The sequence below is a fragment of the Methylobacterium sp. CCH5-D2 genome (assembly GCF_001556475.1).
Taxonomy (GTDB): Bacteria; Pseudomonadota; Alphaproteobacteria; order Rhizobiales; family Beijerinckiaceae; genus Methylobacterium; species Methylobacterium hispanicum.
In genome coordinates this window covers 10850-35545 of the sequence record NZ_LSIX01000135.1, presented here as the reverse complement: position 1 = coordinate 35545, position 24696 = coordinate 10850, and the positions used below count along the sequence as shown (strand labels likewise).

The window sequence follows — 24696 nt, the reverse complement described above, 5'->3', positions numbered from 1 at the left end:
GCCGTCGTAGGGCCGTGGCGCAGAGGGGGCGGTAAATAGGACGGTTTACAGCCCGAGACCCCGGCCCCGGCCAAGCCCGAACGTGAGGGTGAGGTCACGGGCGACGCCCATTCCCGAATCGAATGAGATGCCGAGTTCGCGTTTGCGGTTGGCGAGCAGGGATTCCATCTGCGGGTCGCGTTCGAGGCTCTGCGCCATGTTCCCCATCGCCGCCCGCGCCGCCCTGTGACCTGCATAGTCGCCCGCCGCATAGCGTTGGTCGCTGGCCCGGTGGAGTTTCTGCCAGCGCTCCACGAAACGGTCGGCTCGCAGGCCGGGATCGGTGCGCAACTCGGTTTCCAGTTGCAGGGCGTGGATCGCGCGCCGGGCGTCACCTGACGCCGCCTCCGCCGCAAGCTGCGGGTTTTTCTTGTAGGCCGCTTCGGCGTCATGCGAGCCGTGGGGGCGCACCTCCTCGAACCGCTGGCGCGCCTCCTGCAATTCCCTGACCTGATCAGGTCTGGCCTCGCCGCCCTGATCCTGCGCCGCGAAGATCGCATCGACGGCGCGGGCATGACGGACGAGCGCCCGCCCACGCGCCCGGCGTAACGCCGCCTCCGGGTCTTCCTCCACCTTCCTTTCCGGCCCCTGTCCGTCTGCGGCGGGCAGGCGCAAGTCGTCGAAGATGCCGCGCACCTTCTCGGGAACTCGGCGGGCGATCTCCACAACACGCTCGACGTGCTCGCGGAAGGTGATGCCGCGCCGCTCGGCGTAATCCTGGGCCGGGTCGATCCGCTGGTAATCCGCTGCCATGTCCTTGGCGCGGTCGCGCGACAGGGTGTTGATAAGCCGGTCCCGGCTGGCGAAGTCGTCGTGGCCGTAATGCAGGTCCATGCCGTCGCGGTGTCTTGACAGGGCGACATAGCTGCCATGGCGGTCCATGCCGGGCGTCGCCAGCACATGGGCGCGGTCCACGGTCATGCCCTGCGCCTTGTGGATCGTGGCGGCATAGCCGTGGTCGATCTTGTTGTAGCCCTTCAGGTCGAACGTGACATTGCGCCCATCGTCGGCGCGGACGGTCATGCTCTGCCCGCTGACCTGCTCAATGGTGCCGAGCGTGCCGTTCTTCACGCCAAGGCTGCGCTCGTTTTGCAGGAACATAATGCGGTCGCCGGTGGCGAAATTCCGCACGCCGCGTTCGGCGGCGATATGCACATCCGCGCCAAGCTCGCCTGCATCGCGCACCCGTTCGCGGGCCGCCTCGTTCAATTCCCGCACGTCAGCATTGGTGTGGGTGAGGATGATACGGGTTGCGTCTGGGCTGGCCTGCCGGTCACGGTCCCAGCGGTCGATCAGGTCACGCCGCGCTTCTTCCCGCGTTCCAGCCTCATGCACCATGTCGCGGGCGCGGTAGGCGTTCAGGGCTTCGCCCGTCCGGCCGCTGGCGAGGTCGCGGGTCGCCTCACGCTGCCAGTCCTCATGCTGGCGGCGAACCTCGCTGATCTCCGCGCCGCCGTGGCGTTCGTGGATCGAGCGGAACGCCGCGCCCGCCTCGATGGATTGAAGCTGTTCCGGATCGCCGACCAGCACCACCTTCGCGCCGGCCTCGGCGGCATGGGACAGCACGCGCTCCAACTGCCGCGTGCCGACCATCCCGGCCTCGTCGATGACAAGCACGTCGCGGCTGGTGAGCATGTCGCGGCCCTGCGACCAGCGATGCTCCAGGCTGGCGATGGTGCGCGAGGCGATGCCCGATCCGCCTTCCAGACTCTCGGCGGCGATGCCGGAGAGCGCCGCGCCGCGAACCTCATAGCCCGCCGCTTCCCAGGCTTCGCGCGCCACACCCAGCATCGCGCTCTTCCCCGTCCCGGCATAGCCGACGACAATCCCAAGGTCGCGCCCGTCCGTGACATGCGCCAGCGCCTCGGTCTGCTCGCCGGAAAGGGTCAGCCCGCGATCCGCCGCGCGCGCCAACGCGGCTTCTCGGCCCCTGTCATTCACCTCATGGCGTTCGCGCTCGGCCATCATCGCGGTGGCGCGATGCAGGCGCTGTTCGGCCTCGATCATGCCGCGGCTGGTGAAGCGGTCCTGCCCAACATCGTCCTTGCCGAGTTCGACAAGATCGGGCGCGCCGCGCATCGCGCCCATGACCTCGTTGAACTGGTCGATGCCATCGCTGTGCCGGTGCGCGAACATCGCCATGTCGCGCCGTGTAAAGGTCGATTGCTGCTGGGTGATCGCGTCCAGGGCGATGTTCGGGTTCTGGATGATGCGCGCGCCGTTCTCGCGGGCGATGCGCCGGTGATCCTCGGCGCGGTCGGCCTCGATCCCGGTAGCCTCGATGCGCTGCGCCGGTGCGCCGATCTTGGTCTGCGGCTCAAGACCGATGCCCTGCGCCTCAAGGCTGCGGTGGTCGATCCGCGCGTCGATGTCGAGTTCGGCAAGACGCTCGTTGACGTGATCGGCCCAGCGTTCGCGCCAACGTTCGACCAGCTCGGTGCGGTTCCACTCCCGCACCTTCTGGCCGAACCCGTTGTCGTCCACGCTGCGCATGGTCAGCATGACATGGGCATGGGGTTTCGGCATTCCGTCTTCGCCGATATCCCAATGCACGTTCACATCGGCGATCATGCCCTGATCGACAAATTCGGCTTGGGCAAAATCGCGGGCCAGTTCGACGCCTTGGCGCTCCGTCATCTCACGCGGAAGGGCGAACTCCACCTCGCGGCAAAGCTGGGCGTCCTTCCTTTTCTCGAACGCCTCGACATCGTTCCAAAGCTTTTCGCGGTCGTTCCATTCCTCCGGTGCGTTCTCCGGCAGCATGACCTCGGAATGGACGACGCCGCGCTTGGCGGAAAAGTCCTGATCGCGGCCCAGCCGGTCGTCGCGCAACCGCGAGGCCGAGCGGTAGGCGGCGGCAGCCACCACGCTGCGGCCCGCCGCGCGTCCGATGACCTGAACGGAGAAATGGTAGATCGCCATGGCGACCGACCAGATACTGCTCCCAAGCGCACGTCGGAACGACGTATAAGCGCGCCCTCGAAATGAATTTCTCGGGACGGTCCGCGCCGTTCCAGGCCGTCCCGGCAACCTTACAGCATTCCGGCCGACACGAAACTATCATCGCTCCATCCATTGCTTATGGAGACGACGATGCGGAAACCACGGGACTATGGCGCTGAACTGAAGGCGCTGGAGGACAAGGCGCGGGAACTTAAAACGCGCAAGGTGCAGCAACTCGGCGAACTGGTGATCTTGACCGGAGCCGACGCGCTCACCGTCGACGAACTGGCGGGCGCGCTGATCGTGCTGGCCGAAACCAAGGACGCCGGAAAGAGGGAGGCGTGGGCCAAGCGCGGGGCCGCGTTCTTTCAAAGCCGGGCGCGGCGATCTGCATCGGCATCTGACCGCGACGCGGGCGGCGCTCAACCGCAACCGGACGGTGCGCAACCGGCATCAGGCAGCACGAGCGCGGCATGATATGCGAACCTGGCAGGTCGAACGCCGCCAACGCACGCGGCATCTGATCGAACTCGGCGGTCTCGTCGTCAAAGCCGGGATCGTGGACCTGACCTGCGATGATCGCGCCATCATCTACGGCGCCCTGCTCTGGGCGGCCGACAAGCTCCAAAGCGATGAACGCGACAAGGCGTTGGCGCTCTGGGCCGACAAGGGAAAGCAGGCGTTCGAGCATGAAGCTACGGCATGAATCCCATCACCGCGCAGGATCGGCATGGCAGGGTATGACCGATGGCGGGCGGCGCGGAGACATCACATATCGCAGCGCCACCCGTCATCGCGCGGCAACGCCGCGCAACGGCGACGCACATCACGGGCTCGAGGTTTCGCGCACCTCGCGCAAGGCCCGGCTGAAGAGGTGATTGAAGATGCGATCGCAATTTCCGCATTGGTCATGATGATGCTTTGAAGGCTGCTGTCGCGCTGGTATTGCTTGATGGCCACCGACGGGCCGTGTCAGGCGGCAGAGCGATCGTGCGAAGGTGGCTCCCGCTGCAATCCGTCCAGATGGCGCAGGATGTTGCGAGCGGCGGCGAGGGCGATGTCCCGCCGCACGCTGTCGACCGCCGAGCCAATGTGGGGGGTCAGAACCGTGCGGGCATGAGAGAGCAGTCGCGGCTCGACGCCGGCGGGCCGATCAGGCCGGGCCCAGTCCTCCGTCTCGAACACGTCGGCCGCATACCCGCCGAGATGGTTCGCCTCTAGGGCGTTGGCGACCGCCGCCTCGTCCACCAGCGATCCGCGGGCGGGGTTGATGAGGAGCGCGCCCGGCTTCATGGCCGCGATCGCCGCCGCATCGATCAGGTGGCGCGACTCCGCGTTCAATGGCAGCGCCAACACCAGATAGTCACTGCGTGCCAGCAACTCTGCCAGATCGCGCCGCAGGAGCCCCTGCGCATCCTCCGCGGCGGGAGAAAGCGGGTGCGCGTCGCAATAGGAGATGCGGCAGCGGAATGGCCGCACGCGGTGGGCGATGGCCTGGCCCACGGCACCCATGCCCACGATGCCCACCTCCGCCCCATCGAGCCCCATGCCGTAGAGTACCGGCCGCCAGCCGGCGAACGGGTGCTGGCGGATCAGCCGGTCGCCGGCGAGCAGATTGCGGCCGAGGGCGATCATGAGGCCGACGGCGAGTTCTGCGGTGGGCGCGGTGAGCAGGTCGGGCACGATGGTCACGTCGACGCCGCGCGCCCGGCACGCCTCCATGTCGAAATTGTCTGCTCCCTTCAGGGCGCAGGCGACGACCTTCAGATCCGGGCAGGCTTCGAGGAAGGCGCCATCCACGTGGTCCGTCATGAAGGCCAGGATGGCGTCGGCGTCGCGCGCGCGGCGCAGGAGTTCCGCGCGCGGCCACGGCTCGCGGGTGGTGTTGGCCTCTACCGCACCGCGGGTGGAAAGCAGATCTAGCACCTCGGGGTGGACCCAGTTGGTGACGAGGGTCTTGCGAGCCATGGATGTCTCTTGCGGCAGGAGTGGGATCAAGCGGAGGCGAGGCAGAAGGTGGCGAAGCGCCGGGCCATGGAGGATTGCGGGCTTTCGCGGCCGAGGCCGATGAACAAGGTCTTGAAGATGTCGGCCTCCTCCAGTTCCAGCATGGTGAGCGTGCCGGCCTTCACCTCCTCGGCCACGGAATAGGCGAACACCACGGAAAGGCCGAGCCCGGCCTTGACCGCCTCCTTCACGGCGGCGGTGCTGCCGAGTTGGCGTGCCACGCGCAGGCGCCCAGCATCGGGCCCGAACATGCCGGCGAGCGCCCGGCCGGTGCCGGTGCCGGGCTCGCCGCCGATGATGGGATGGTCGAGCAGTGCCTGGCGCGGAATGCAGCGCTCCTTCGCGAGCGGATGGTCGGGGCCGGCAATCACCACCAACTTCTCTCGGCGCCAGCCCTGCCATTCCACGGCCGGGTGGTCCTCGCTCCATTCGGTGAGAGCGATGTCCGCCTCGCCGGCGATGAGGGCGTCCACCGCATGGCGGTTGGTGGTGATGACGAGGTCCACCGTGCCGGGCCGATCCAGGTCGCGCTCGAACACGGCGATGAGGCGCGGCGCAAGATAGACTCCTACGTTGCCGCTGGCATGCACCACCAGGCGGCGATCGGAGACGACGGCGCGGGCACGGTCGGCGCTGGCTATGAGGGAGCGGGCCTTCGGCAGGAACAACTCGCCGTCACGGGTGGGGACCGCGCGGCTGCGGTTGCGCACCACGAGGGGCACGCCGACGAACTCCTCGAGCTTGCGCAACTGCTGCGAGACGGCCGGCTGCGAGCAGGCAAGGCGCTCCGCTGCCGACTGGATGCCGCCCTCATCGATGACCGCCAGAAAGGTCTGAACCTGAGACAGATTCAGCATGCGCATGCCCCCGCCCTTGTGCGGCCACAGCCGCTCCATCCCTTGCACCGGAATGTATGCATTAAACGAATGTATGTTGCAACTTCATATTTAATTGGCATTTCCCGCACGTTGGTGAGCTCATTCATATTGTGTCGGAAACATATGGATAAAATCGCATCCGCGCGCCCTCTTCGCCGCCAGCGTCATCAAAATGAAATGCAATTGTTGTCTATTTTTCATTGAGATATGTAATCTATCTGCCGCCAAGAAGGCGCCCACGGAGTTGCATCGTGCGGCAGCCCCGCCGGCGGGCCGTCTCGGCGCGCACGCCATAAACCCATGAGGTCGACATGATCACGCGTCGTCGCTTCGGGGCGCTTGCCGCCTCCGCGCTCTCGCTTCCCCTCGTTTCCGGTGCCGCGCACGGCCAGCAGATGCGCGACGGCAAGCTCCACCTGCGCTTCGCCATCGCCCCCCTGCGGCCAACTCCCGCCATCACCATCAAGGAATTTGAACCGGTGTTCCGCTATCTGGCGGGCGAACTCGGCGCCACCTACGAGTTGGTCAGCCCGGAGAGCTGGGCTGCCATCTCGGTGGCCATGAGCAACGGCCACGTGGATGTGGGCTGGCTCGGCCCGTGGGGCTACGTGCTGGCCAACCAGCACGCCGGCACCGAGGTGATCGCCACCGCCAAGTATCGCGGCAAGCCGTTCTACCACGCCATCATCGAGGGGCGGCCGGATCTCCCCATCAAGGAGTTTCCAAAGGATGCCAGGGGCATGAAGCTGTCCCTAAGCGACCAGGGCAACACCTCCGGCTGGCTCATCCCCTACGCCTTCCTGGTGAAGAGCGGCATCGATCCGCGCGACTTCTTCCAACTGCGCGAGGGGGCCACCTTCGGCAACAACGTGTCCATGATCCAGCAGGGCCTCATCGACCTCGGTTCCGACATGGACCGCGGCCGCAACGGCATGATCGAGGCCGGCGAGATGGATCCGGCCAAGGTGGTCGTCTACTGGACCTCCCAGGAACTGCCCAATGACGCAATCTGTGTGCCCAAGGGCTTCGACCCGGCGTTGAAGACGAAGATCCGCGACATTCTCGTCTCCCTCCCGGAGGACAAGGCGCAGGCGCTCATGGGCAGCGGCTACAACGGCTTCGTGCCAGCCACCCATGCCGATTACGGCATCATAGAGGAAGCCGGCCGCGTCACCGGCAAGCTGAAGTCCTGATCCGCGCGGGCCGGTGCCTTCGGGCACCGGCCACGTCGCGCCCGGCATGAAGCCGGGCGTCCGTTTCATAGCGCGCCGAGCCAGGGGAGACCGTCCATGACCATCGCAAGCTTCGAGGAGACACGCTACGTCGAGCCGGCCCGGTCGCTACTAACGTGGCACAATCTGCGGCGGGGGCTCGTCTTCCTCGCCGTGACCCTGTTCCTCGGGATGTGCTTCGCGGCGGCGAAGGTGGACCTGGCGAAGCTCGTGGACGGGCTGCCGAAGATCGCCTCCTGGTTCCAGCAGATGTTTCCGCCGGACGTACGGGATATCGACCGGGTGCTGCGCGACGCATTCCAGACCCTCGCCATGGCCACGGTGGGCACCATCGGCGCCCTTCTCGTGTGCATCCCACTGGTGCCGCTTGCCGCGCGCAACACCACGCCGAATCTTCTGGTCTATCGTTTGGTGCGGGCGGTGTTCGGGGTGCTGCGCGGCACCGAGATCCTGGTATTCGCCCTCATCTTCGTGGCGGCGGTGGGGTTCGGCCCTTTCACTGGCGTGCTGGCCGTCATGTTCAACATGGTGGGCGCCCTCGGCAAGCTGCTCACTGAGGTGATCGAGCCGGCCGATCGCGGCCCGGTGGAGGCGTTGGAGCTCACCGGTGCCGGCCCGGTGCGCGCGTTCCGCTACGCCCTCCTGCCGGACGTGTGGCCGAACATCGTCGCCGTCACCCTCTACATCTGGGAGTTCAACGTGCGCGCCTCCACGGTGCTGGGCATCGTCGGTGCCGGCGGCATCGGCCAGACGCTGAAGGACTCCATCGACCTGCTCGACTTTCCTAAGTTGGCCACCGTGCTGGGCGTCATCCTCGCCATGGTGATCGCCATCGACACCCTGAGCGCCCACTTGCGCCGTCTCGTGCTGAGCCCCGAGACCGCCGCCACCCGCGCCGGCACGCCGACGCGCCTTTTCGAAGGCGAAAGCCGCGCCTGAGCGGCCCATGGGAGTTGACCGATGAAGAGCATCGCCCCTGCGCATCTGCCGCACGACCGTTCCCTGGGCGAGGAGGAGGGTGCCGCAATCGTCGTGCGCGACCTGAGCAAGGCGTTCGACGGTCGCGTGGTGCTGGATCGCGTCTCCTGCACCGTGCCTGCCGGCCAGTTCGTGGTGCTGCTCGGCCCCTCCGGGTGCGGCAAGTCCACCCTGTTCCGCTGCCTGACCCGCCTGGTGGAGCCGGATGCCGGAAGCGTCACCATCCGCGGCACCGAGGTGACTGCCCTGAAGCCCGCTGCCCTTGAGGCGCTGCGCCGGGAGGTGGGGTTCGTGTTTCAGCAGTTCAATCTGGTAAAGCGCTTCAGCGCCATCGACAACGTGCTGGCGGCCCGGCTCGCGACGACGCCCCTGTGGCGGGTGCTGCTGCGCCGCTTCCGCGCGCGGGACCGGCAATTGGCGCTCGCCTGCCTCGACAGCGTGGGCCTCATGGACCAAGCCTATCAGCGCGCGGAGCGTCTTTCCGGCGGGCAGCAGCAGCGGGTCGCCATCGCCCGCGCCTTCGCCCAGCAGGCGGAACTGATCCTCGCCGACGAGCCCATATCCAGCCTCGATCCGGAATCCTCCGAGAACGTGCTGCAGATCCTGCAGCGGGCGGCGCGGGAGCGCGGCTTCTCGGTGTTGTGCAGCCTGCATCAGGTGGATCTCGCCGTGCGCTACGCCGACCGCATCATCGCCCTGCGCCAGGGGCGCCTGTTCTTCGACGGCCCGGCGGCCGCCTTCACCCCCGGCCTGCGGGAGGACCTGTATCGTGCCGCCCGTTCCTGAGACCGCGACGCCCGCTGACACCGCAGAATGGGCCGCGATCGCCACCGTGCTTGCCCGCGGCGATGATCGCGGCCGGCTTCTGGAAATCCTGCTGGAGGTCCGCGACGCCAAGGGCGGGATCGGCATCTCTCAGGCCGGGCTTCTGGCGCTGGCCGAGCGCCTGCGCCTGTTCCCCTCCGAGGCATACGAGGTGGCCACCGCATTTCCGGCGGTGAACTACGCCGCCACCACGCCCTATGCCGCCGACGGCTGCGGCGATCTGGTGTGCGGCCTGCTGCACGGCGCGCTCGGCGCCGGAGTGTGCCGCAACCGTTGTGACGGGCCCCGCCCCGAACCCGTTCCGCGCTCCTTCGCGGCCTACCGGGCGGCAGGGGGCTACGGGCAGCTCGGCCGCATCATGGCCGATCCCGGCGCGGCGGCGCAGATGTTGGAGCGGCTGTCGGTGCACCAGGCGGTGGGGCGGGCGGGCGTCGGCTTCCCGGTGGCGGAGAAGTGGCGGCAGGTGATCGCTGCCGGCGGCACGCCGGTGGTCATCGTGAACGGCGACGAGGGCGAGCTTGCCATCTTCAAGGACCGCTTCATCCTGGAGAACGACCCGCACGGCGTGATCGAGGCGGCCCTGGTGGCCGCGCGGGTGATAGGCGCGGACCAGGTGTTCCTCTACGTGCGCGACGACTACGTCCCCATCCACGCCATCCTGCGTCAAGCGCTGATGGAGGTGGCGGGGGCCGGCCTCGCGGAGGGCCTCGCCCTGGAGCTGCGGCGCAGCGGTGGTGCTTTCATCTGCGGCGAGGAAACGGCGCTCATCGCGAGCCTCGAGGGACGCCCGGCCCGCCCTGTCGAGCGCCCGCCCTTTCCCACCGCCTGCGGCTATCTCGGCCGGCCCACCTTGCTGCACAACGTGGAGACCTTCTATCGCGTCACTGCAGCGTGGGGCGGCACGCTGGGCTCGCCTGCCTCGGCCCTCCTGGATCCCGAGGTTCGGCTGTTCAGCGTCTCGGGCCGGGTGTGCGCACCGGGGCCGAAGCCGATGCGCGGTCTGTTGCGCCTCGCCGACCTGGTGGAGATCGCCGGTGGAATGCAGGACGGCCATGCCCTCGGCGGCATGGTGATCGGCGGATCGGCGGGGGCGCTGGTGAGCGCCGCAGACTGCTACAGGCCGCTTGCCGATCTGCTGGACGAAGGGCTGCGCCTCGGCACGGGCGGGGCGATCGTGTTCGGCGCGACAGACGAGCCGCGCGCCATTGCCGCCCGCATGGCGGCCTATCTGGCACGGGAGAGCTGTGGCCAGTGTGGGCCCTGCCGCATCGGCACCGCGCACGCCTCGCGCGCCCTGGCTGCGCCGGGCCCGCTGGATCAGCATCTTCTCGAAGACCTCGCAGCGGTCATGGGCGAAGCCTCCCTGTGCGCGCTCGGGCGCAATGCGGGCCGCTTCCTCGGGCGGCTGTCCATCCCCGGCCGCGGTGTTAGCGCATGAGCCTCATCAACTTCACCATCGACGGCCAGCCCGTTGCCGCGCAGGACGGGCAGAGCCTGCTGCAGGCGGCCACCGCCGCCGGACTCGACCTACCTCACCTGTGCGCTTCTACGCGCGATGGCTTCGCGCCCATGGGCAGCTGTCGCACCTGCCTGGTGGAGGTGGAGGGCGAAGCCGAGTTGGTTCCTGCCTGCCGCCACAGGGTCCGGACCGGACTCGCCGTGCGCACCGACACGCCGCGCGCCGCGCGGGTGCGGCGGCTCGCGGTCAGCCTGCTCGCCTCCGAGATGAGCGCCGCGGCGAAGGCGCGCCACCCCGACACGCCGTTCCTCGATCTCGTCGCGCGCACCGGAGCCGATCCCGATCGCTTCGGCCACCGGGCGGCAGGCCGTCCCGCGGATGCCAGCCACCCCGCCATTGTCCTCGACCCGGAGGCGTGCATCCGCTGCGGCAAGTGCCGGGCGGGATGCCGTGACGTGCAGGTGAATGGGGTCATCGCCCTCGCCGGGCGAGGCGACGGCATCCACGTGACATTCGATGCCGGGATGGCCATGGGGGAGAGCAACTGCGCCTCCTGCGGGGAATGCGCCCAGCTCTGCCCCACCGGCGCGCTGGCGCCCAAGGCGCTGGAGCGGGCCGGTGGACGGACCGCGGTGACGGCCAAGGGCGAAACGGTCTGCCCCTTCTGCAGCGTCGGCTGCCGGGTCACCCTGCATATGGTCGACGACGAGGTGGCGTGGGCGGAAGGTGCCGACGGCCCGGCGAACCGCGGTCGGTTGTGTGTCAAGGGCCGCTTCGGCTTTTCCTACCTGAGGCATCCGGATCGCCTCACCGTGCCCCTGGTGCGCCGGGCGGATGCGCCCAAGGATCCGGCCCTCGCCCTGCGCGGCGCCGCGGTGCTGGACCTGTTCCGTCCCGTTGACTGGGACGAGGCGCTGGACACCGCCGCTCGTGGCTTCGCCCGGTTGCGCGCGGCGCACGGCCCCGGATCTCTGGCGGTGCTAGGGTCGGCAAAGGGTTCGAACGAAGATGCCTATCTCCTGCAGAAACTCGCACGCATGGGCTTGGGCACCCCCCATGTTGACCACTGCACACGCTTGTGCGCCTCGGTGCCGCCGCTGGCGGAGGCCACCGGCTTCGCCGCCGTGACCGCCCCCATCGAGGAGATCGCCTGCGCCGAGGTGGTGCTGATGGTGGGCAGCAACCCGGACAGCAACCATCCGGTGGCCGCCTCCTTCATGAAGAATGCCTTTCGGCGTGGGACGAAGCTCATCCTGGTGGATCCCGGCATTCAGGCCCTGTCGCGGTTCGCCACCCATCACCTCAGGACGGCCCCGGGGACGGATGTGGCCCTGCTCTCCGCCATGACGCGCGTGGTGATTGAGGAGGGGCTCCACGACCGGGATTTCGTCTCTGGGCGGCTGGAGGGCTTCGAGGCGCTGCGCGCGCGGGTCGCACCTTTCACGCCGGAGATGGCGGCCGGCCTCACGGGCGTTCCGGCGCAGGACATCGTGGCCGCCGCCCGCCTGTTCGCCGGGACGCGCGCGGCCATGACCTTCTGGGGCATGGGTGCCTCGCAGCACGCCTTCGGCGCGGACAACATCCGGGCCGTCATCGCCCTCGCTCTCGTGTGCGGGCAGGTGGGTCGTCCCGGCGCGGGCCTCCATCCCCTGCGCGGGCAGAACAACGTGCAGGGCTCCTGCGACGCCGGCCTGTTGCCCAACTATCTCCCCGGCTACCGGCCGCTTGCGCAGGCAGGTCACACGGTGGTGGAAATGTTCGATGCGGCCCGTCGAGGGGCGGTGCGCGGGCTCTATGTGGTGGGTGGCAACCCGGCCATGGCCAACCCGGACCTCGCCGTCACCCGCGCCGGGCTGGCCTGCCTGGAGCATCTGGTGGTGCAGGATATCTTCCCCACCGAGACCGCGGCCTTCGCCGATGTGATCCTGCCCGCAGCGGCGCTGGCGGAGCGGGCGGGTACCGTGACCAATACCGACCGACTGGTGCAACGCATCGCACCGGCGCTGCCCCTGCCCGGCGGCGCGCGACCGGACTGGCGCATCATTCGCGACATCGGCGCGCGCCTCGGCCTATCGTGGGCAAATCTGACTGTGGAGAGCCTGTTCGAGGACATGGCGCAGGAACTGCCCACCCTTGCCGGCTTCAGCTGGCGGATGATGGTCCAAGACGACCATGCGCGCTACCCCTTGCGCCCAGCCGGCGCCGGCGAGAGCCTGTTCGGCGATGATTTTCCCCGCGGGGCCAAGGCCGCCATCGTGCCTCTCGACGCGAGTGGTGCGGACGAGATGACGGACGCCGACTATCCCTTCATCCTGATGACCGGCCGCCTGCGCGAACACTGGCACACGGGCACCATGACCCGCCGCTCGCCGGTGCTGGAGGCCCTGAGCCCGGAGCCGCAGGCCCACATGCATCCTGACGACCTCGCCCGGCTGGGCGTGACCGTCGGAGGGGAAGTGGAGGTACGCACGCGCCGCGGGATGGTGCATCTCGCCGCTATGCCCGATCGGGCGGTGCGGCCGGGCGTCGTGTGGATGGCCATGTCCTTCTTCGAGGCGGCTGCGAACGAACTGACGGTGAACCGACTGGATCCCACCACCCGCGTGCCGGACTTCAAGTTCTGCGCGGCGGCGGTGGAGAAAAAAACATATACCTGACCACGATAGACTATAAGTTCCACGACACACTGCCGATCGCTGCCATATTAATGGCCAGATCTTCATATAATAATACTATATCTTATCGTTTATAATTGGCACCGAATTGGAAATTAATTGACCATCTTGCGCAATTCATGTGTAATCGGTTTGTGGAGTGCCACTGCGCCATATTAGGTTGTGTGGACGGATTTTGATGAGGATGAGGATGAGGATGAGGATGAGGATGAGGATGAGGATGAGGATGAAGCTGAAGGCGAGAGCGACGATGGCGGCGAAGCCGCATTCGGTCTTCTCGCAGCGCAGGGCGACGCGCTTGAAGCGCTTGAGCTTTCCGAAGCACTGCTCGATGCGGGCGCGCCCCCTGTAAAGCGCCTTCGGGAAGAAGGCTGGGCGCTCCTTCGCGTTGGATTTGAAAGGGATGGCGGACGCGATGCCGCGCGCCCGGGCGATGGCCCGGTTGGCCTTGGCGTCATAGCCCTTGTCGGCGAGCGCCGCGCGCGGCGTGACATCGGGACCCAGATCCAGCAGCAGCTTGAAGAGCGGACTGTCGCCGGCTTCCCCGCCGGTCAGGTGGAAGGCGATCGGCAGGCCGTCGAAGTCGCTCTTGAGGTGGATCTTGGTGGAGAAGCCGCCGCGCGAACGGCCGAGGGCTTGGCCGTCCTGCCCCCTTTTGCTCCGGCGGCGGAGACGTGGGCGCGCACCACGGTGGAATCGAACATCTGGACCAGATGGGCCGTGCGGCTCAGCGAGGCCAGGGTTTCGAAGTAAAGCTCGAACACGCCGGCCTGACGTAGCCGCCAGAACCGTTTCCAGACGCTATTCCACGCGCCGAACTCGGCAGGCAGTGCCCGCCAGGTGATGTTGTGCACAGTGAAATAGTGCATGGCTTCGAGGAACTTGCGATCGTCGCGACCCTTGTCGCCGCGCCGTGAACGGCAGGCGCGGAACACCTCCAGCGCCAGCGCCCAATCCTCGTCCGTCATCCGCGTCAGCATGGTCGATCTCGCCAAAAGCCGACCCGCTATGAATCACCGAAAGGGGCAGAAGGGAATCCCCTCTGCCTAAACCCACCGCAATCCGTCCACACGGCCTAGCGTGAGGTGTCGAGGCCTTACACCAATTGATTATAATATCGATCCGACCGCAACCCAATATATCCAGAGATAGTTTCTGAAAGTTGCTTAAATTTTCTGGACAAGCAGATTTTATGAACCGTAACCTAGACTAATTAGGTGACGAATTTTTCCATTGCCGCCATGCTCGATGGCTCTCCGAGCCAATGAGTGACAAAGGGATAGAGATACAATGCCTGACATGCTGGGCTGCGCTCGCTCTCCACCAGCGGCGAGCGACAGGCGATGCCATGTTACCGGCAGCCGCCGACCAGGGCTTTCACATCCCTGGCACCAGCACTCAAACTGAGCGATAGCTCAACAAAAAAGCACCCAAGAGAGCGATTGGCTGCACGTGTGCGCATCAAGATTCCTGCGCGACTGATGTGCCATGTCTGGCGCCGAAGGCAATCGTCGCGTCCCCTTTCTGCCATCATAGACCCTCCCACGCCCAAGTCGCGGGTGACCGGCAAGCTGACCTGAATTTCGAGCATTCGGTCCACTCCGTCACGGATGGCCGATCCTGTTTCCTATCAAGCGGTGAGTGGAATGCGCGTGAAAAGGCTTGTTCGATCAATCCCAACGGATCGCAGGGGCCGGCGGACATCTATCGCCTCGCTGCTGCGGCACACCGGCCTAGGGCTCGGACCCATAAAATAATTGGCCTTCGCAGCATGTTGTGATTCATCAGTCCGTGGAGGATCTGATGATGAGCGGAGACCGTTTCTGGCTCACGGATGCGCAGTTTGCGCGGCTTGAGCCGTATCTGCCCAGGGACACGCGCGGCAAGCCGCGTGTCGATGACCGGCGGGTGATCAGCGGCATCGTGCATGTCCTGAAATCGGGCGGCCGATGGATCGACGCGCCGCCCGAATATGGGCCGCGCAAGACGCTCTACAACCGCTTTGTCCGATGGGCTGCCAAGGGGATCTGGACAGACCTCTTCCATGCTCTCGCCAGCGCAGGAGGTCCTCCCGCCCAGGTGCTGATCGACAGTTCTGCGGTCAAAGCTCATCGCTCCGCTTCTGGTGGAAAAGGGGGGAGAGCAGTCAGGCGATCGGCCGCTCGCGGGGCGGGCGCACGACCAAAATCCATGCGCTGACAGACCGCCACTGCCGACCGGTCGCATTCCTGCTGACCGGCGGACAGGTCGCAGATTGCACCGCTGGAGCGGTTCTGCTGCGCCAGATGTCCAGTGCCCGCATCCTCCATGGTGACAAGGGCTACGATAGCGATGCGATCCGCCGACAGGTCGAGGGCATGGGCGCCATGCCGAACATTCCGCCCCGCTCCAACAGGCTCTGGAAGAACTGCTTCTCTCCCGTGCTCTACCGCGACCGAAACGCCATCGAGCGCATGTTCTGCCGCCTGAAAGACTTCCGGCGCATCGCCACACGATATGACCGCCTCGCCATCAACTTCCTTGCAGCAGTCAGCATCGCGGCAACCGTCAGCTACTGGTTATGAGTCTGGACCCTAGGGCTGGCCGCGCTCGGCGCGTCGGTGTCGCATAACGCCTTGGCGCAGAGTCTGTCCACCGCCGATCCCGCGAGTTGGCGCACGCCGGAATACAAGGCCGATTGGGGCTTGGAAGCCATGCACGCCGCCAACGCCTATGCGGCGGGCTACACCGGCCTGGGTGTGACGGTGGGTGTTGTTGATTCAGGTGTCTATAGTGCCCACCCGGAATTCGCCGATGGCCGCGTCAAGCCGCTCACCATCACCGGGACCTTCGGATCGGACGGCTTCTATTTTATGGACGGGTCCGGAAAGCCGCAGAATCAGTCGCCACAACCAAGCTTCTTCAAGGCGGGTGATTCTTATACCGCTCCGGGAACGTACAGCCCCATCTACAACGATCCACACGGGACACACGTCACAGGGACGATCGGGGCCTCCCGAGACGGCGTCGGCATGCAAGGCGTGGCGTTCAATGCCAATGTCTACGTCACCAACACACAAACGAACGACTCGGCACGATACGGAACGAACGTTGATTATGCCTACTTCAAAAACGCTTATGGTAGCCTAGCGGCGGCCGGCGCACGTGTGATTAATTCCTCTTGGGGCAGCCCGCCTACTGGAGACAATTACAACACCATCCAAGGCTTACGCACAGCTTATTCTAAATTTTCTGGCAAGCTCAGCTACGTCGACGCGCTTTCCGAGACCACAAAACAATACAATATTATTCAGGTATTTGCGGCGGGAAACACCGGATACAGCAACCCAAACGTTAGATCTTCGCTACCTTATTTCAGACCGGATCTTGAGAGCAATTGGCTTGCCGTAGGCGCAGCTGCTAAGGGGGGCAATGGCGGCCTAAATCCCGGAGATCTTGTCCTCGCGAGCTATTCAAATCGAGCCGGCGTCGCCAAATATTGGTACGTTGTCGCACCAGGCAGCGCTATCAACAGTACGGTTCCTACCTATGCGCCAGGCGCTCGATGGAATCTCGGTGAATGGGCTATCAATCCAAACAAGCAGACCGGCTACACAACAGTGAACGGCACCTCCATGGCCGCGCCCCATGCCACTGGCGCGCTGGCCCTGATCATGGAGCGATTTCCCTATATGACCAACCAGCAGGCCCGCGATGTCCTGCTCACCACGGCCTATCACCGCAACGTGGTCGCCGGCGTGGCGGATGCCAATCCCAATGCTCCCAACGCCGTCTGGGGTTGGGGCGTGATCGATCTCAATAAGGCCATGAATGGCCCAGGGCAATTTCTTGGCTCAGTCGCCGCGAACCTCCCGGCCGGCACCCGCGATACCTGGTCCAACAACATCTCCGAGGACGCCCTCATCCAGCGCAAGCAGGAGAATGACGCAGCGGCGGCCGCATGGGCAGCCCGCAAGGCCGCCCATGATCCGACACTCACCCCCGAGTGGCAGACCGAGATTCAGGTGGAGACCACGCGCGTCGCGGCTTTCGCCGATGTCCCTACCCGCGGCAGCCTGATTAAGGCCGGAGACGGCATTCTCACGCTCACCGGAACCAATAGCTATTCCGGCGGCACCACATTCGCTGGGGGTATTCTGTCGGTGGCCCGTGACGCCAACCTCGGCGCGGCGGCGGGGGGCCTTACCTTTGACGGCGGCATCCTCCAGGTCACCGGCACCAGCTTCACCACCACCGGCCGGGCCATCACCTGGGGCAACGGCGGCGGCGGCTTCGATATTGCCAGCCTGGACAATACCTTCACCCTGAACCAGTCCCTTTCCGGCACCGGCGGCCTCGCCAAGCTCGGGGCAGGAACCCTGGTTTTCACCGCCACCCACAGCTTCACCGGCCAGGCGACCCTCGCCGGCGGCGGCCTCCAGCTTACCGAAACCGCGAGCCTCATCGCCCCGGTCGTCACCTTGGCAGGAACCACCCTCACCAACGCAGGAACCCTGGCCGGCGGCGTCACCAATGCCGGCACCCTGATCACCACCGGCACCATTGCCGGCGGGCTCAGCAATACCGGCTTTGTCCAGGCCGCCGGCGTGCTCGCCGGAACGGTGAGCAATGCCTCCGGCGCAGCCGTCGCCCTCACCGGCAGCACCACAGGCATCACCCGCCTAAGCAATAACGGCGCCATCGATCTCGGCGGCACCGCCCTGACGGTCGGATCGCTCACCGGCACCACAGCCACCGCCGTTATTGGCAATGGCCAGCTCACGGTAGGCACAGACGGCAGCTCCGCCAGCTATGCCGGACAGATCGTCGATGGCGCCAGCCGCACCAGCCTCACCAAGGCCGGTGCCGGCACCCTCACCCTCACCGGCAACAACTCCTATACCGGCCTCACCACCGTCACCGGCGGCCTGCTGTCGGTGAACGGCGCCTTCTCCTCGACGCTGGCCATCGGCACCTCGGGCACCCTGCGCGGCTCCGGCACCCTCTCCGGCCCGCTGGTGGTGGCCGGGCGGCTGGCGCCGGGCAACTCGCCCGGCACCCTCACCGTCAACGGGCCGGTGACGCTCGCCAGCACCTCCACCTTCCAGACCGACATCGACGGCACCGGCACCGGAACCGGCGCGGGCAATTATTCCCGCCTCGTCACCACCGGCACCAACGGCACAGTCACCGTGGCCGGAACCCTGGCGCCCACCCTGCGCGGCATCACCGGCAGCGCAACCAACAGCTACACCCCGCCGCTGGGCACCAGCTTCACGGTGATCCAGAGCAGCGCCGGCCTCTCCGGCTCCTTCGCCGGCCTGGCCCAGCCGGCGAGCGGCCTGCCCGCCTCCACCCGCTTCGATGCCCTCTACGGCCCCACCAGCCTGGCGCTGGTGGTCACCCCGCTGTGGTACGGCAACCTGGCGGCCAACGGCCTGGCCACCACCGCCAATGCCAGCGCGCTCGGCAGCGCGGTGGACAGCATTCGCCCGGTGGCCGGCATTGCTCTGACCGGAGCCAATGCCGGGCTGTTCAACAGCCTCTACAGCCTGGCCCCGACGGCATTGGCCGCCGCCCTCAGCCAGATGACCGGCGAGGTCTATGCCTCCACCGCCGCCCAGACCTTCGATGACGCCCGCCAGGTGCGCGCCGCCATCAACGAGCGCCTGGACGACGCCACCGGGCCCAAGCCCGACAAGGCCACCGCCAAGCTCTCGTCGAGCCTGAACGTCGCCGTGTGGGCCACCGGCTACGGCGGCTGGGGCAATGCCTCCGGCGACGGCCTCGCCTCCCTGGGCTGGACCCAGAGCGGCTTCATCGCCGGTGCCGACGTCAAGGTGTTCGACACCACCCGCCTCGGCATCGCCGCCGGCTTCGGCCAGTCCGATGGCCATGTGGACAGCCTCAACTCCAAGGCCGACAACAGCCACACCGACCTGGCGCTCTATGGCGTCTCGCAACGTCGCCTTCGGCACCTTCTCCAACGGCCTGGGTAGCAGCTACAACGGCAACACCGCCCAGGTGTTCGGCGAAGTCTCGCGTCCGTTCGCTTTCGGACCGGCTCAGGTGTCGCCGTTCGCGGCGGTGGCCTATGTGAACCAGAACTTCGACGCCTTCTCCGAAACCGGCGGCGCCGCCGCACTCTCAGGCTCGGCGCAGTCCATGAGCACCACGCTTACCACCCTGGGCGCGCGGCTAAGCACCGACATGGTGGTGGGCAACGGCCTCTTCACCCCCAGCCTCAAGCTGGGCTGGCAGCATGCCTTCGGCGACGTGGACACGACGTCGGTGATGTGGCTGAACGGCTCCACCCCGTTCCTGGTCTCCGGCACGCCCATCGCCCGCGATGCGCTGGCGCTCAATGTGGGCCTCAGCTATGCCTTCAACGACGCGGTCAGCGCCGGCTTCGCCTATGACGGCGTGCTCGGCTCCGATGCGCAGAGCAACACGCTCAAGGGCAATCTGCGGGTCAATTTCTGAGCCATCCCCCAGACAAAGAGGACGGCATCCTGCATCGGATGCCGTCCTCATCACTGCCGATAACATGTATGGGTAAGTGGGTGTCCTGGCTCACCTTTTTTACGTAAGGTTACAGGGGATGTTCCGAGCCTGGAGGGCGTGAACTGATGGGGTGGATGCCCCCTCCTGCGGGCTCGTATTGTGTCCGGGCAGCGCCGTGGTGGCGCTTTCAAGGGAGGGGCACATGCCAGATGTTCATGTCCTTGCGATCGACCTGGCCAAGCGGAGTTTCCAGGTCTGCGGCACGGATCGGGGCGGGGCGGTTCTGTTCAACCGGACGGTGTCCCGCGCGAAGCTGATCCAACTGTTGAGCGCGCAGCCGCCTTGCATCGTGGCGATGGAGGCCTGCGCAACGAGCCATTATTGGGGCCGCGTCGCTCAAGGCCTTGGACGCCACGTGCGGCTGGTTCCGCCGATCTACGTGAAGCCCTTTGTGAAGCGGCAGAAGAATGATGCCGCTGACGCGGCCGCGATCGCCGAAGCCGCGCTGCGTCCGAACATGCATTGCGTCGCGGTTTGAAAAGTCATGGCTGCATGGGAAAGCACGTACCCTCGCACGCCAGCAACCGCGAACGCGAAATGCCATATCGAAAATACGAAAGTCATGTTGAATTTCGCGTCGTCCGACTTGAGGTGGTCCCCATACAATCAAAGCCACACGCTGCGCAATTCGTTCGATCTCGCGCGCAACATGGGGCGGCGAGCGATTTCATAGTGCTATAGCGAAAACGTAGTGATCATCACTATCGGACGCGGCCCGCCAAGCGGACTTGTAGGTCGTTGTGTACATTGGGCGTTTTGATTTTTGGCCTCTTCGGCATTCTCTTTTCGCTCAGCCGCCCAACGGGTCATGGCTCCAGAGGAGGGGCGCGCCGATATCCACGCTGGTGGTAAGTGACCGCTCAAACTGGACAGCGGCGGCGACCGGTGGATCGCTCGCATCCCAGGTTTGCAGGCAGTTGTAGCACTCTACCCAGCCGAACTTGTACGCCAGTTCGGGGGGTCTCATGGCTGCCCCCTGGGTTCTCAGCGTGCCTCAGAGGGCCCCGCAGCGCGAGCAGCAGTTCGGCGTTCGTTTTCTTCAGAGCCTCAAGTTTGTGCGCCTCCATACAGTCCTTTCATGATGCGCCGCGTCCAGTTCCTTGCGATAGAAAGGATTGTAGCGCAGGGCCATTCGCCCGTGTAGGCAAATTTCTACCTTTATGCTGTATTTCACTGAATGATATGAGGTATATCAGTGCATTTTACGCCTTCGATCATTTAATTGATTGAATATCCGGATAGTAGGATGGAGACATCATCAGTGAAAACTGCTACTCGTCCGTTGAGCTTGACCGAGCCTGGAGCGTCATCCAGCGCGACGCGCGATCAAGTCGCTGTACAGGGCAATCAAATCAGACCCCTGGTCTGAGGCCGTCCGCATCGATTGAGCGTCCGGCGGACTGCGCGAGAAATGATGGGGCTCGGTGTTCAACCGGGAGAGCACCTCGCGCAGATCCTGCAGCGACTCGACATTGATCCGGAAGCCATCGACGCCTTGGCGAATGTCCTGGCCGATCGCGCCACGATCGCTGGCCACCACCCAAAGACCCGCGGCGCGGGCTTCGCGGGTGACGAGTCCGAAACTCTCCGGCCAAATGGAAGGCGCCACCAGCACATCGAGTTCGGCGTAGAGGTCGGCGATGCGGTCCTGTGGCAGGCGGCCAATGATCCGGACAGGGGTTGCTCCCCAGACCTCCGCACTCGTGTAGTCGGGAGGATAGCTGTGATCGACAAGGGTCAGGTCGAGATTCTCATAAGCACCCGTGCGCAGGGCTACCTCCAGCAACGAGGCGCCTTTGTGCGCTGTACGGCCTCCAACATGGCCCAGGCGCACGCACCCGTCGCGTCCGAAGACGCGCGACCGGGGCGTAAAGGATGACACGCCGTTCGGCACGGCGAGCGTCTGTGGGTGGCCTGCACGGCGGTACACCTCGGCGAAGGCATCCGACACGGCAAGGAGGGCGGTCGCCCCATCCAGCAAACGACCGAGCCGCCGCCGCCGCGCGATCGAGTTGATGGGGCTGAGCTTGCGATCCGTTGCGTCGGCAAGCGCGTCGTCGGACGGCATCTGAAGGATGCCGTCGGCATCGGTCAGGAACTGGAAGTCGGAGATCCACCAAGCGTCATGCAGGGTGATCAGGTAGGGCACGCCGCGCGCCCGCACGGCTTCCACGACGGACCCCGTCAGGCGCTGCACGCAGTGGAAATGCACGAAGTCGGGTTCGAAGCGGTCGATCAGCGCCTCGAAGGGTCCCTCCATTTCGGGATCGAATGGGCGCCAGTCCATGTGCATTTCGGCCGGGACCGCGATCCGATAGACAGGCAGCCCGCGGTAGTTGTCGATCCGTGTCCGATAGGCCGGCTCCGCATCGAGGTCGGTCGCAGCGATCGCGATCTCGAATCTGTCGGCTCCGACCGCGATGAGGTGATCGACGTTGTCGCGCAGCACGCGCGTCGCACCGCCGATCGTCTGCGGTGGGAAGTACACGTGCACGAAGAGGAGGCGCGGTCGGCCCGCCTTCCGGGTGCGCTGGACCGGAGCGCTGCTGCGACCCACCGGGGCCTTGGGCGGGAGCGGCGGTAGAGCCTGAGCGAGGACCGCGCTCGCGGCGTTCAAGGTGTAGGCATTCCGCGCCTTGGCATGGGCGCCGAGGCCGATCCGTCGGCGCAAGCGCGCGTCCGAGATCAGGCGCCCAAGCGCCGTCGCCCACTCGTCCGGGGTCGTGGCAAAGAGGACATCCTCGCCGTCGACGAGCATCTCGCGGTAGGTGCGCGTCGGCGTCACGACCGACGGCAGGCCGCACATGGCCGCCTCAAGCCATTTGATCTCGCTCTTGGCATCCGTCATCGGATTGATCGCGAGCACCGCGATGTTGATGTCGGCGCTCGAGAGCACCTCCCAGTAGGCCCTCACATTCGGATCGAAGCCGAGCTGGTGGATCCGGTGAGCATAGGTCCGGAAGCGCTCATCGAGCTTGAGGTAGCCGGCGACGACCAGCCGGACGCCTGCATGTTTCTCGAAGATCTCGATCAGAGCCGAGGCGACGAGATCATTGAAATCCCGGTTGTGCGCTTTCGTCCCAGACCCGTAGAACAGCGTGACCGTATCGGTGGCGGCCGGCATTGGACCGCGCGCGATGAACGGCTCGTTGCGGCTGTCGAGCCCGTTGCGCAGGACGTAACAGACGCCCGATCGCACGAGCGGCTGCATGGCTTCCGCCAGGGCAGGCGTCGAGGCGAGGCCGGTCTCGCACAGGTGCATCGCGTAGCGGAATAGCGGCACGCCGTACTGCAGCCCGGCGTACTCGGCGGGGGTGATCTGACCCTCGAAGCTGTCGAACGGATCCGGGTAGAAGGCGGGCTCGAACAGCAGGTCATCGATCTCGTAGAGGGTCGGGACGCCGAGTGCGCGTGCGTACAGGATGGCGTGAACGACCTCGGGGAGGGCTGCCACGCGATAGAAGATCACGGCCGATGCCGCATCGATCGCCGGACGGCACCGGCCTGCCTCGCCCTGGCGGAACACCTCAACGTGCCAGCCGAGGTGCTCCAGCTGCTCGATCTTCTGGACCACGCGGTAATGATCGCATTGCGGAAGGTCCCGGTTGGCGACGAGGACGATGCGGGCGGACGAGGCGGGCGGCAGGGGGGCGGGCAGCGGATCGACGACCGGCAACAGCGCGGCGATCTCATCCAGACACGCCGTCAGCGCTGAATCTGCCTCGATACGCCGATGTGCCGCATAGAGCGTGTGCGCCCGCGCGCTCGCCGCCTCGAAGGCACGCGCAATCACCCGATGACCTGCGGCGCGCCAGTGCGGCGAACCGCACCAGTGCGGCGCGGAGCGTCGCAGGCGATCGAACGCGGCCTCCAGCCCGTCGCGCTCGGCCGCGAGCCCTTCTGCCGCGTGAATGTGGCTCCAGACGATGGCATCCGGCGCTTCGGCGGCCACCAGATAGTCCGCGGTTGCCTCGCGCGCGCGCCCCAAGGCCCGCAACGCGTCGCCGCGGCGATGATGGAAGCGCCCGATCCCCGGCTTGGCCGCGATCGCTCGGTTCAGCGCGTCGTGGGCAATGACGTTGTCGCCCCGCAGGATGTGGTACTCGCCGATCTGCTCCAGAAGGCGTGCGGAGCACTGGCGACGGACGCTCTCAAGGGCGGGAAGCTGAAACGTCTTCGTGACGAACTGCGCGAGCGCGGCGAAGCGCCCGGATCCGGGCTTCTCAACGGTTCGTGGCAGCTTGGCCCGGTAGGCTGCTTCGTCGAAGCAATCCGGGAAAGCCTCCTCCCGCAGGAGCGCGAGAAGCGCCTCACCCTCGCAGCCGGGTAGTCCCTCGGCAATACCGAGTCCGAGCCACTGTCGATACAGGTCTGTATCGCTCGCGGTCGCACGCGCGCCGACATGGCCGCGATAGAACGCGGGGTCGAAGCGCCTGCCGAGGGCAATCGGCGCGAGGCGCTCGATACCCTGCTCGAGAAACACGCACAGGCCATCGATTCGGGAGACCGGCTGCCGCGCCAGCCACGACGCGTTGAGGATGTTGAATTCGTGGAGGACGAAGCATTCGAGCCAAGCCCCCGGCAGCACGCCCGCGATCGACAGGCGTTCGGCGAACGTGTCGGTTGCAGGTGTCCCTTCAGAACAGCCAAGATCCTGGGCCTGGGCGGCGCGCATGCGCTCGAACGACCGCTCGTACGGCGCCAGGTCCAGCGACCGATAGGTGCGGCCCTCCGCACGGCCGAATTGCAGGTAATGGGCCTTGAGTTGCCAGGGGAGAGAAAACTCGACCAGATCGGCATGATTGAGCCGGTACTGGACCGGAACGAAATCGTCCGGCAGCGGGCCGTGACGTCGTTCCAGCGCGGCGATCAGGGCGTCCGCGTTCGGAAAGCGGGACTCCACGCACCCATGACGCTGGAAATGAAGGGCCAGGGCCTCGTCGCTCGTCAGTCGGTGCAGGTCGGGGTAGCATCGCCGGTAGAAGACCGGATCGAAGCCGTCGATGCGGGCTTTGCTCCTGCCGAGACGACGCAGGTTGGCGAGGGCACGGGTCGGAAACAAACTGACCAAAACGCCGCCGAGCTACGAGAAATCGGACACCCTGACCCGATCACTA

The 24696-nt window shown here is 66.1% G+C and carries 16 protein-coding genes; 12 read left to right on the top strand and 4 right to left on the bottom strand.

Translation table 11 applies throughout. The annotated features are described in order from the left end of the window. Window positions 1–45: 45 nt before the first annotated feature. The gene (gene traA / locus AX737_RS03035; protein ID WP_063112038.1) at window positions 46–2961 is read right to left on the bottom strand and encodes a Ti-type conjugative transfer relaxase TraA; all 2916 of its coding nucleotides are present in this window, start codon (window positions 2959–2961) and stop codon (window positions 46–48) included. Window positions 2962–3132: 171 nt separating this feature from the next. Between traA and AX737_RS03030 the strand changes: the two genes are divergently transcribed. Together AX737_RS03030 and AX737_RS03025 are read left to right on the top strand one after the other, a co-directional pair. After that, window positions 3133–3459, top strand: a complete 327-nt coding sequence (locus tag AX737_RS03030) for a conjugal transfer protein TraD (protein ID WP_197430434.1) — start codon at window positions 3133–3135, stop codon at window positions 3457–3459. 1 nt (window position 3460) lies between these two features. Then, a complete protein-coding gene (locus tag AX737_RS03025; RefSeq protein ID WP_063112040.1) occupies window positions 3461–3688 on the top strand; it encodes a conjugal transfer protein TraD in 228 nt (75 codons plus the stop codon). Window positions 3689–3954: 266 nt separating this feature from the next. Here the strand turns inward: AX737_RS03025 and AX737_RS03020 are convergent, their stop codons facing one another. Together AX737_RS03020 and AX737_RS03015 are read right to left on the bottom strand one after the other, a co-directional pair. Continuing rightward, window positions 3955–4950 carry a phosphonate dehydrogenase gene (locus AX737_RS03020; RefSeq protein WP_063112041.1) on the bottom strand — a complete coding sequence of 332 codons (996 nt, stop codon included), beginning with the start codon at window positions 4948–4950 and terminating at the stop codon, window positions 3955–3957. Window positions 4951–4976: 26 nt separating this feature from the next. Continuing rightward, entirely contained in the window at window positions 4977–5885 is a 909-nt protein-coding gene (locus AX737_RS03015; protein WP_066918897.1) for a LysR family transcriptional regulator, read from the bottom strand. A gap of 293 nt (window positions 5886–6178) precedes the next feature. Here AX737_RS03015 and AX737_RS03010 point away from each other — a divergent pair, with 293 nt between their 5' ends. The 10 genes from AX737_RS03010 (at window position 6179) to AX737_RS02965 (ending at window position 20057) form a co-directional block, all read left to right on the top strand. Further along, window positions 6179–7060 carry a phosphate/phosphite/phosphonate ABC transporter substrate-binding protein gene (locus tag AX737_RS03010; protein WP_082772847.1) on the top strand — a complete coding sequence of 294 codons (882 nt, stop codon included), beginning with the start codon at window positions 6179–6181 and terminating at the stop codon, window positions 7058–7060. A 96-nt stretch (window positions 7061–7156) separates the two neighbouring features. Beyond that, window positions 7157–8038, top strand: coding sequence for a phosphonate ABC transporter, permease protein PhnE (gene phnE / locus AX737_RS03005; RefSeq protein ID WP_063112043.1), 882 nt, complete (start codon window positions 7157–7159; stop codon window positions 8036–8038). A 21-nt stretch (window positions 8039–8059) separates the two neighbouring features. Continuing rightward, window positions 8060–8863, top strand: coding sequence for a phosphonate ABC transporter ATP-binding protein (gene phnC, locus AX737_RS03000; protein WP_082772846.1), 804 nt, complete (start codon window positions 8060–8062; stop codon window positions 8861–8863). Beyond that, window positions 8847–10340 carry an NADH-ubiquinone oxidoreductase-F iron-sulfur binding region domain-containing protein gene (locus tag AX737_RS02995; RefSeq protein ID WP_063112044.1) on the top strand — a complete coding sequence of 498 codons (1494 nt, stop codon included), beginning with the start codon at window positions 8847–8849 and terminating at the stop codon, window positions 10338–10340. Before phnC ends, AX737_RS02995 begins: the two co-directional genes overlap by 17 nt. Further along, window positions 10337–13018 (top strand): molybdopterin-dependent oxidoreductase, encoded by a 2682-nt coding sequence (locus AX737_RS02990; RefSeq protein ID WP_063112045.1) that lies wholly within the window; start codon window positions 10337–10339, stop codon window positions 13016–13018. The genes AX737_RS02995 and AX737_RS02990 overlap by 4 nt, the downstream gene beginning before the upstream one ends. Before the next feature lie 180 nt (window positions 13019–13198). Continuing rightward, window positions 13199–13789 (top strand): hypothetical protein, encoded by a 591-nt coding sequence (locus AX737_RS35305; RefSeq protein ID WP_229644489.1) that lies wholly within the window; start codon window positions 13199–13201, stop codon window positions 13787–13789. Between the two features lie 1053 nt (window positions 13790–14842). Beyond that, a protein-coding gene (locus AX737_RS31755) for an IS5 family transposase (protein ID WP_133866454.1) occupies window positions 14843–15600 on the top strand; the annotation gives its coding sequence in 2 pieces (ribosomal slippage) (window positions 14843–15179 and window positions 15179–15600; 759 coding nt in all). A gap of 51 nt (window positions 15601–15651) precedes the next feature. Further along, a complete protein-coding gene (locus tag AX737_RS02975; protein WP_133866437.1) occupies window positions 15652–19014 on the top strand; it encodes an autotransporter serine protease in 3363 nt (1120 codons plus the stop codon). Next, window positions 18965–19498, top strand: a complete 534-nt coding sequence (locus tag AX737_RS02970; RefSeq protein ID WP_063112050.1) for an autotransporter outer membrane beta-barrel domain-containing protein — start codon at window positions 18965–18967, stop codon at window positions 19496–19498. The genes AX737_RS02975 and AX737_RS02970 overlap by 50 nt, the downstream gene beginning before the upstream one ends. 223 nt (window positions 19499–19721) lie before the next feature. After that, window positions 19722–20057 (top strand): IS110 family transposase, encoded by a 336-nt coding sequence (locus tag AX737_RS02965; RefSeq protein ID WP_063112051.1) that lies wholly within the window; start codon window positions 19722–19724, stop codon window positions 20055–20057. A gap of 828 nt (window positions 20058–20885) precedes the next feature. Here AX737_RS02965 and AX737_RS02960 read toward each other — a convergent pair. After that, window positions 20886–24650 carry a glycosyltransferase gene (locus AX737_RS02960; RefSeq protein WP_066918895.1) on the bottom strand — a complete coding sequence of 1255 codons (3765 nt, stop codon included), beginning with the start codon at window positions 24648–24650 and terminating at the stop codon, window positions 20886–20888. Window positions 24651–24696 lie beyond the last annotated feature (46 nt).

Coding starts and splice junctions, on each gene's coding strand:
- AX737_RS03015 (WP_066918897.1), bottom strand. CDS start 5,885: ATGGAGCGGCTGTGGCCGCACAAGGGCGGGGGCATGCGCATGCTGAAT.
- traA (WP_063112038.1), bottom strand. CDS start 2,961: ATGGCGATCTACCATTTCTCCGTTCAGGTCATCGGACGCGCGGCGGGC.
- AX737_RS02965 (WP_063112051.1), top strand. CDS start 19,722: ATGCCAGATGTTCATGTCCTTGCGATCGACCTGGCCAAGCGGAGTTTC.
- AX737_RS02990 (WP_063112045.1), top strand. CDS start 10,337: ATGAGCCTCATCAACTTCACCATCGACGGCCAGCCCGTTGCCGCGCAG.
- phnE (WP_063112043.1), top strand. CDS start 7,157: ATGACCATCGCAAGCTTCGAGGAGACACGCTACGTCGAGCCGGCCCGG.
- AX737_RS03010 (WP_082772847.1), top strand. CDS start 6,179: ATGATCACGCGTCGTCGCTTCGGGGCGCTTGCCGCCTCCGCGCTCTCG.
- AX737_RS03025 (WP_063112040.1), top strand. CDS start 3,461: ATGCGAACCTGGCAGGTCGAACGCCGCCAACGCACGCGGCATCTGATC.
- AX737_RS03030 (WP_197430434.1), top strand. CDS start 3,133: ATGCGGAAACCACGGGACTATGGCGCTGAACTGAAGGCGCTGGAGGAC.
- AX737_RS02970 (WP_063112050.1), top strand. CDS start 18,965: ATGGCGTCTCGCAACGTCGCCTTCGGCACCTTCTCCAACGGCCTGGGT.
- phnC (WP_082772846.1), top strand. CDS start 8,060: ATGAAGAGCATCGCCCCTGCGCATCTGCCGCACGACCGTTCCCTGGGC.
- AX737_RS03020 (WP_063112041.1), bottom strand. CDS start 4,950: ATGGCTCGCAAGACCCTCGTCACCAACTGGGTCCACCCCGAGGTGCTA.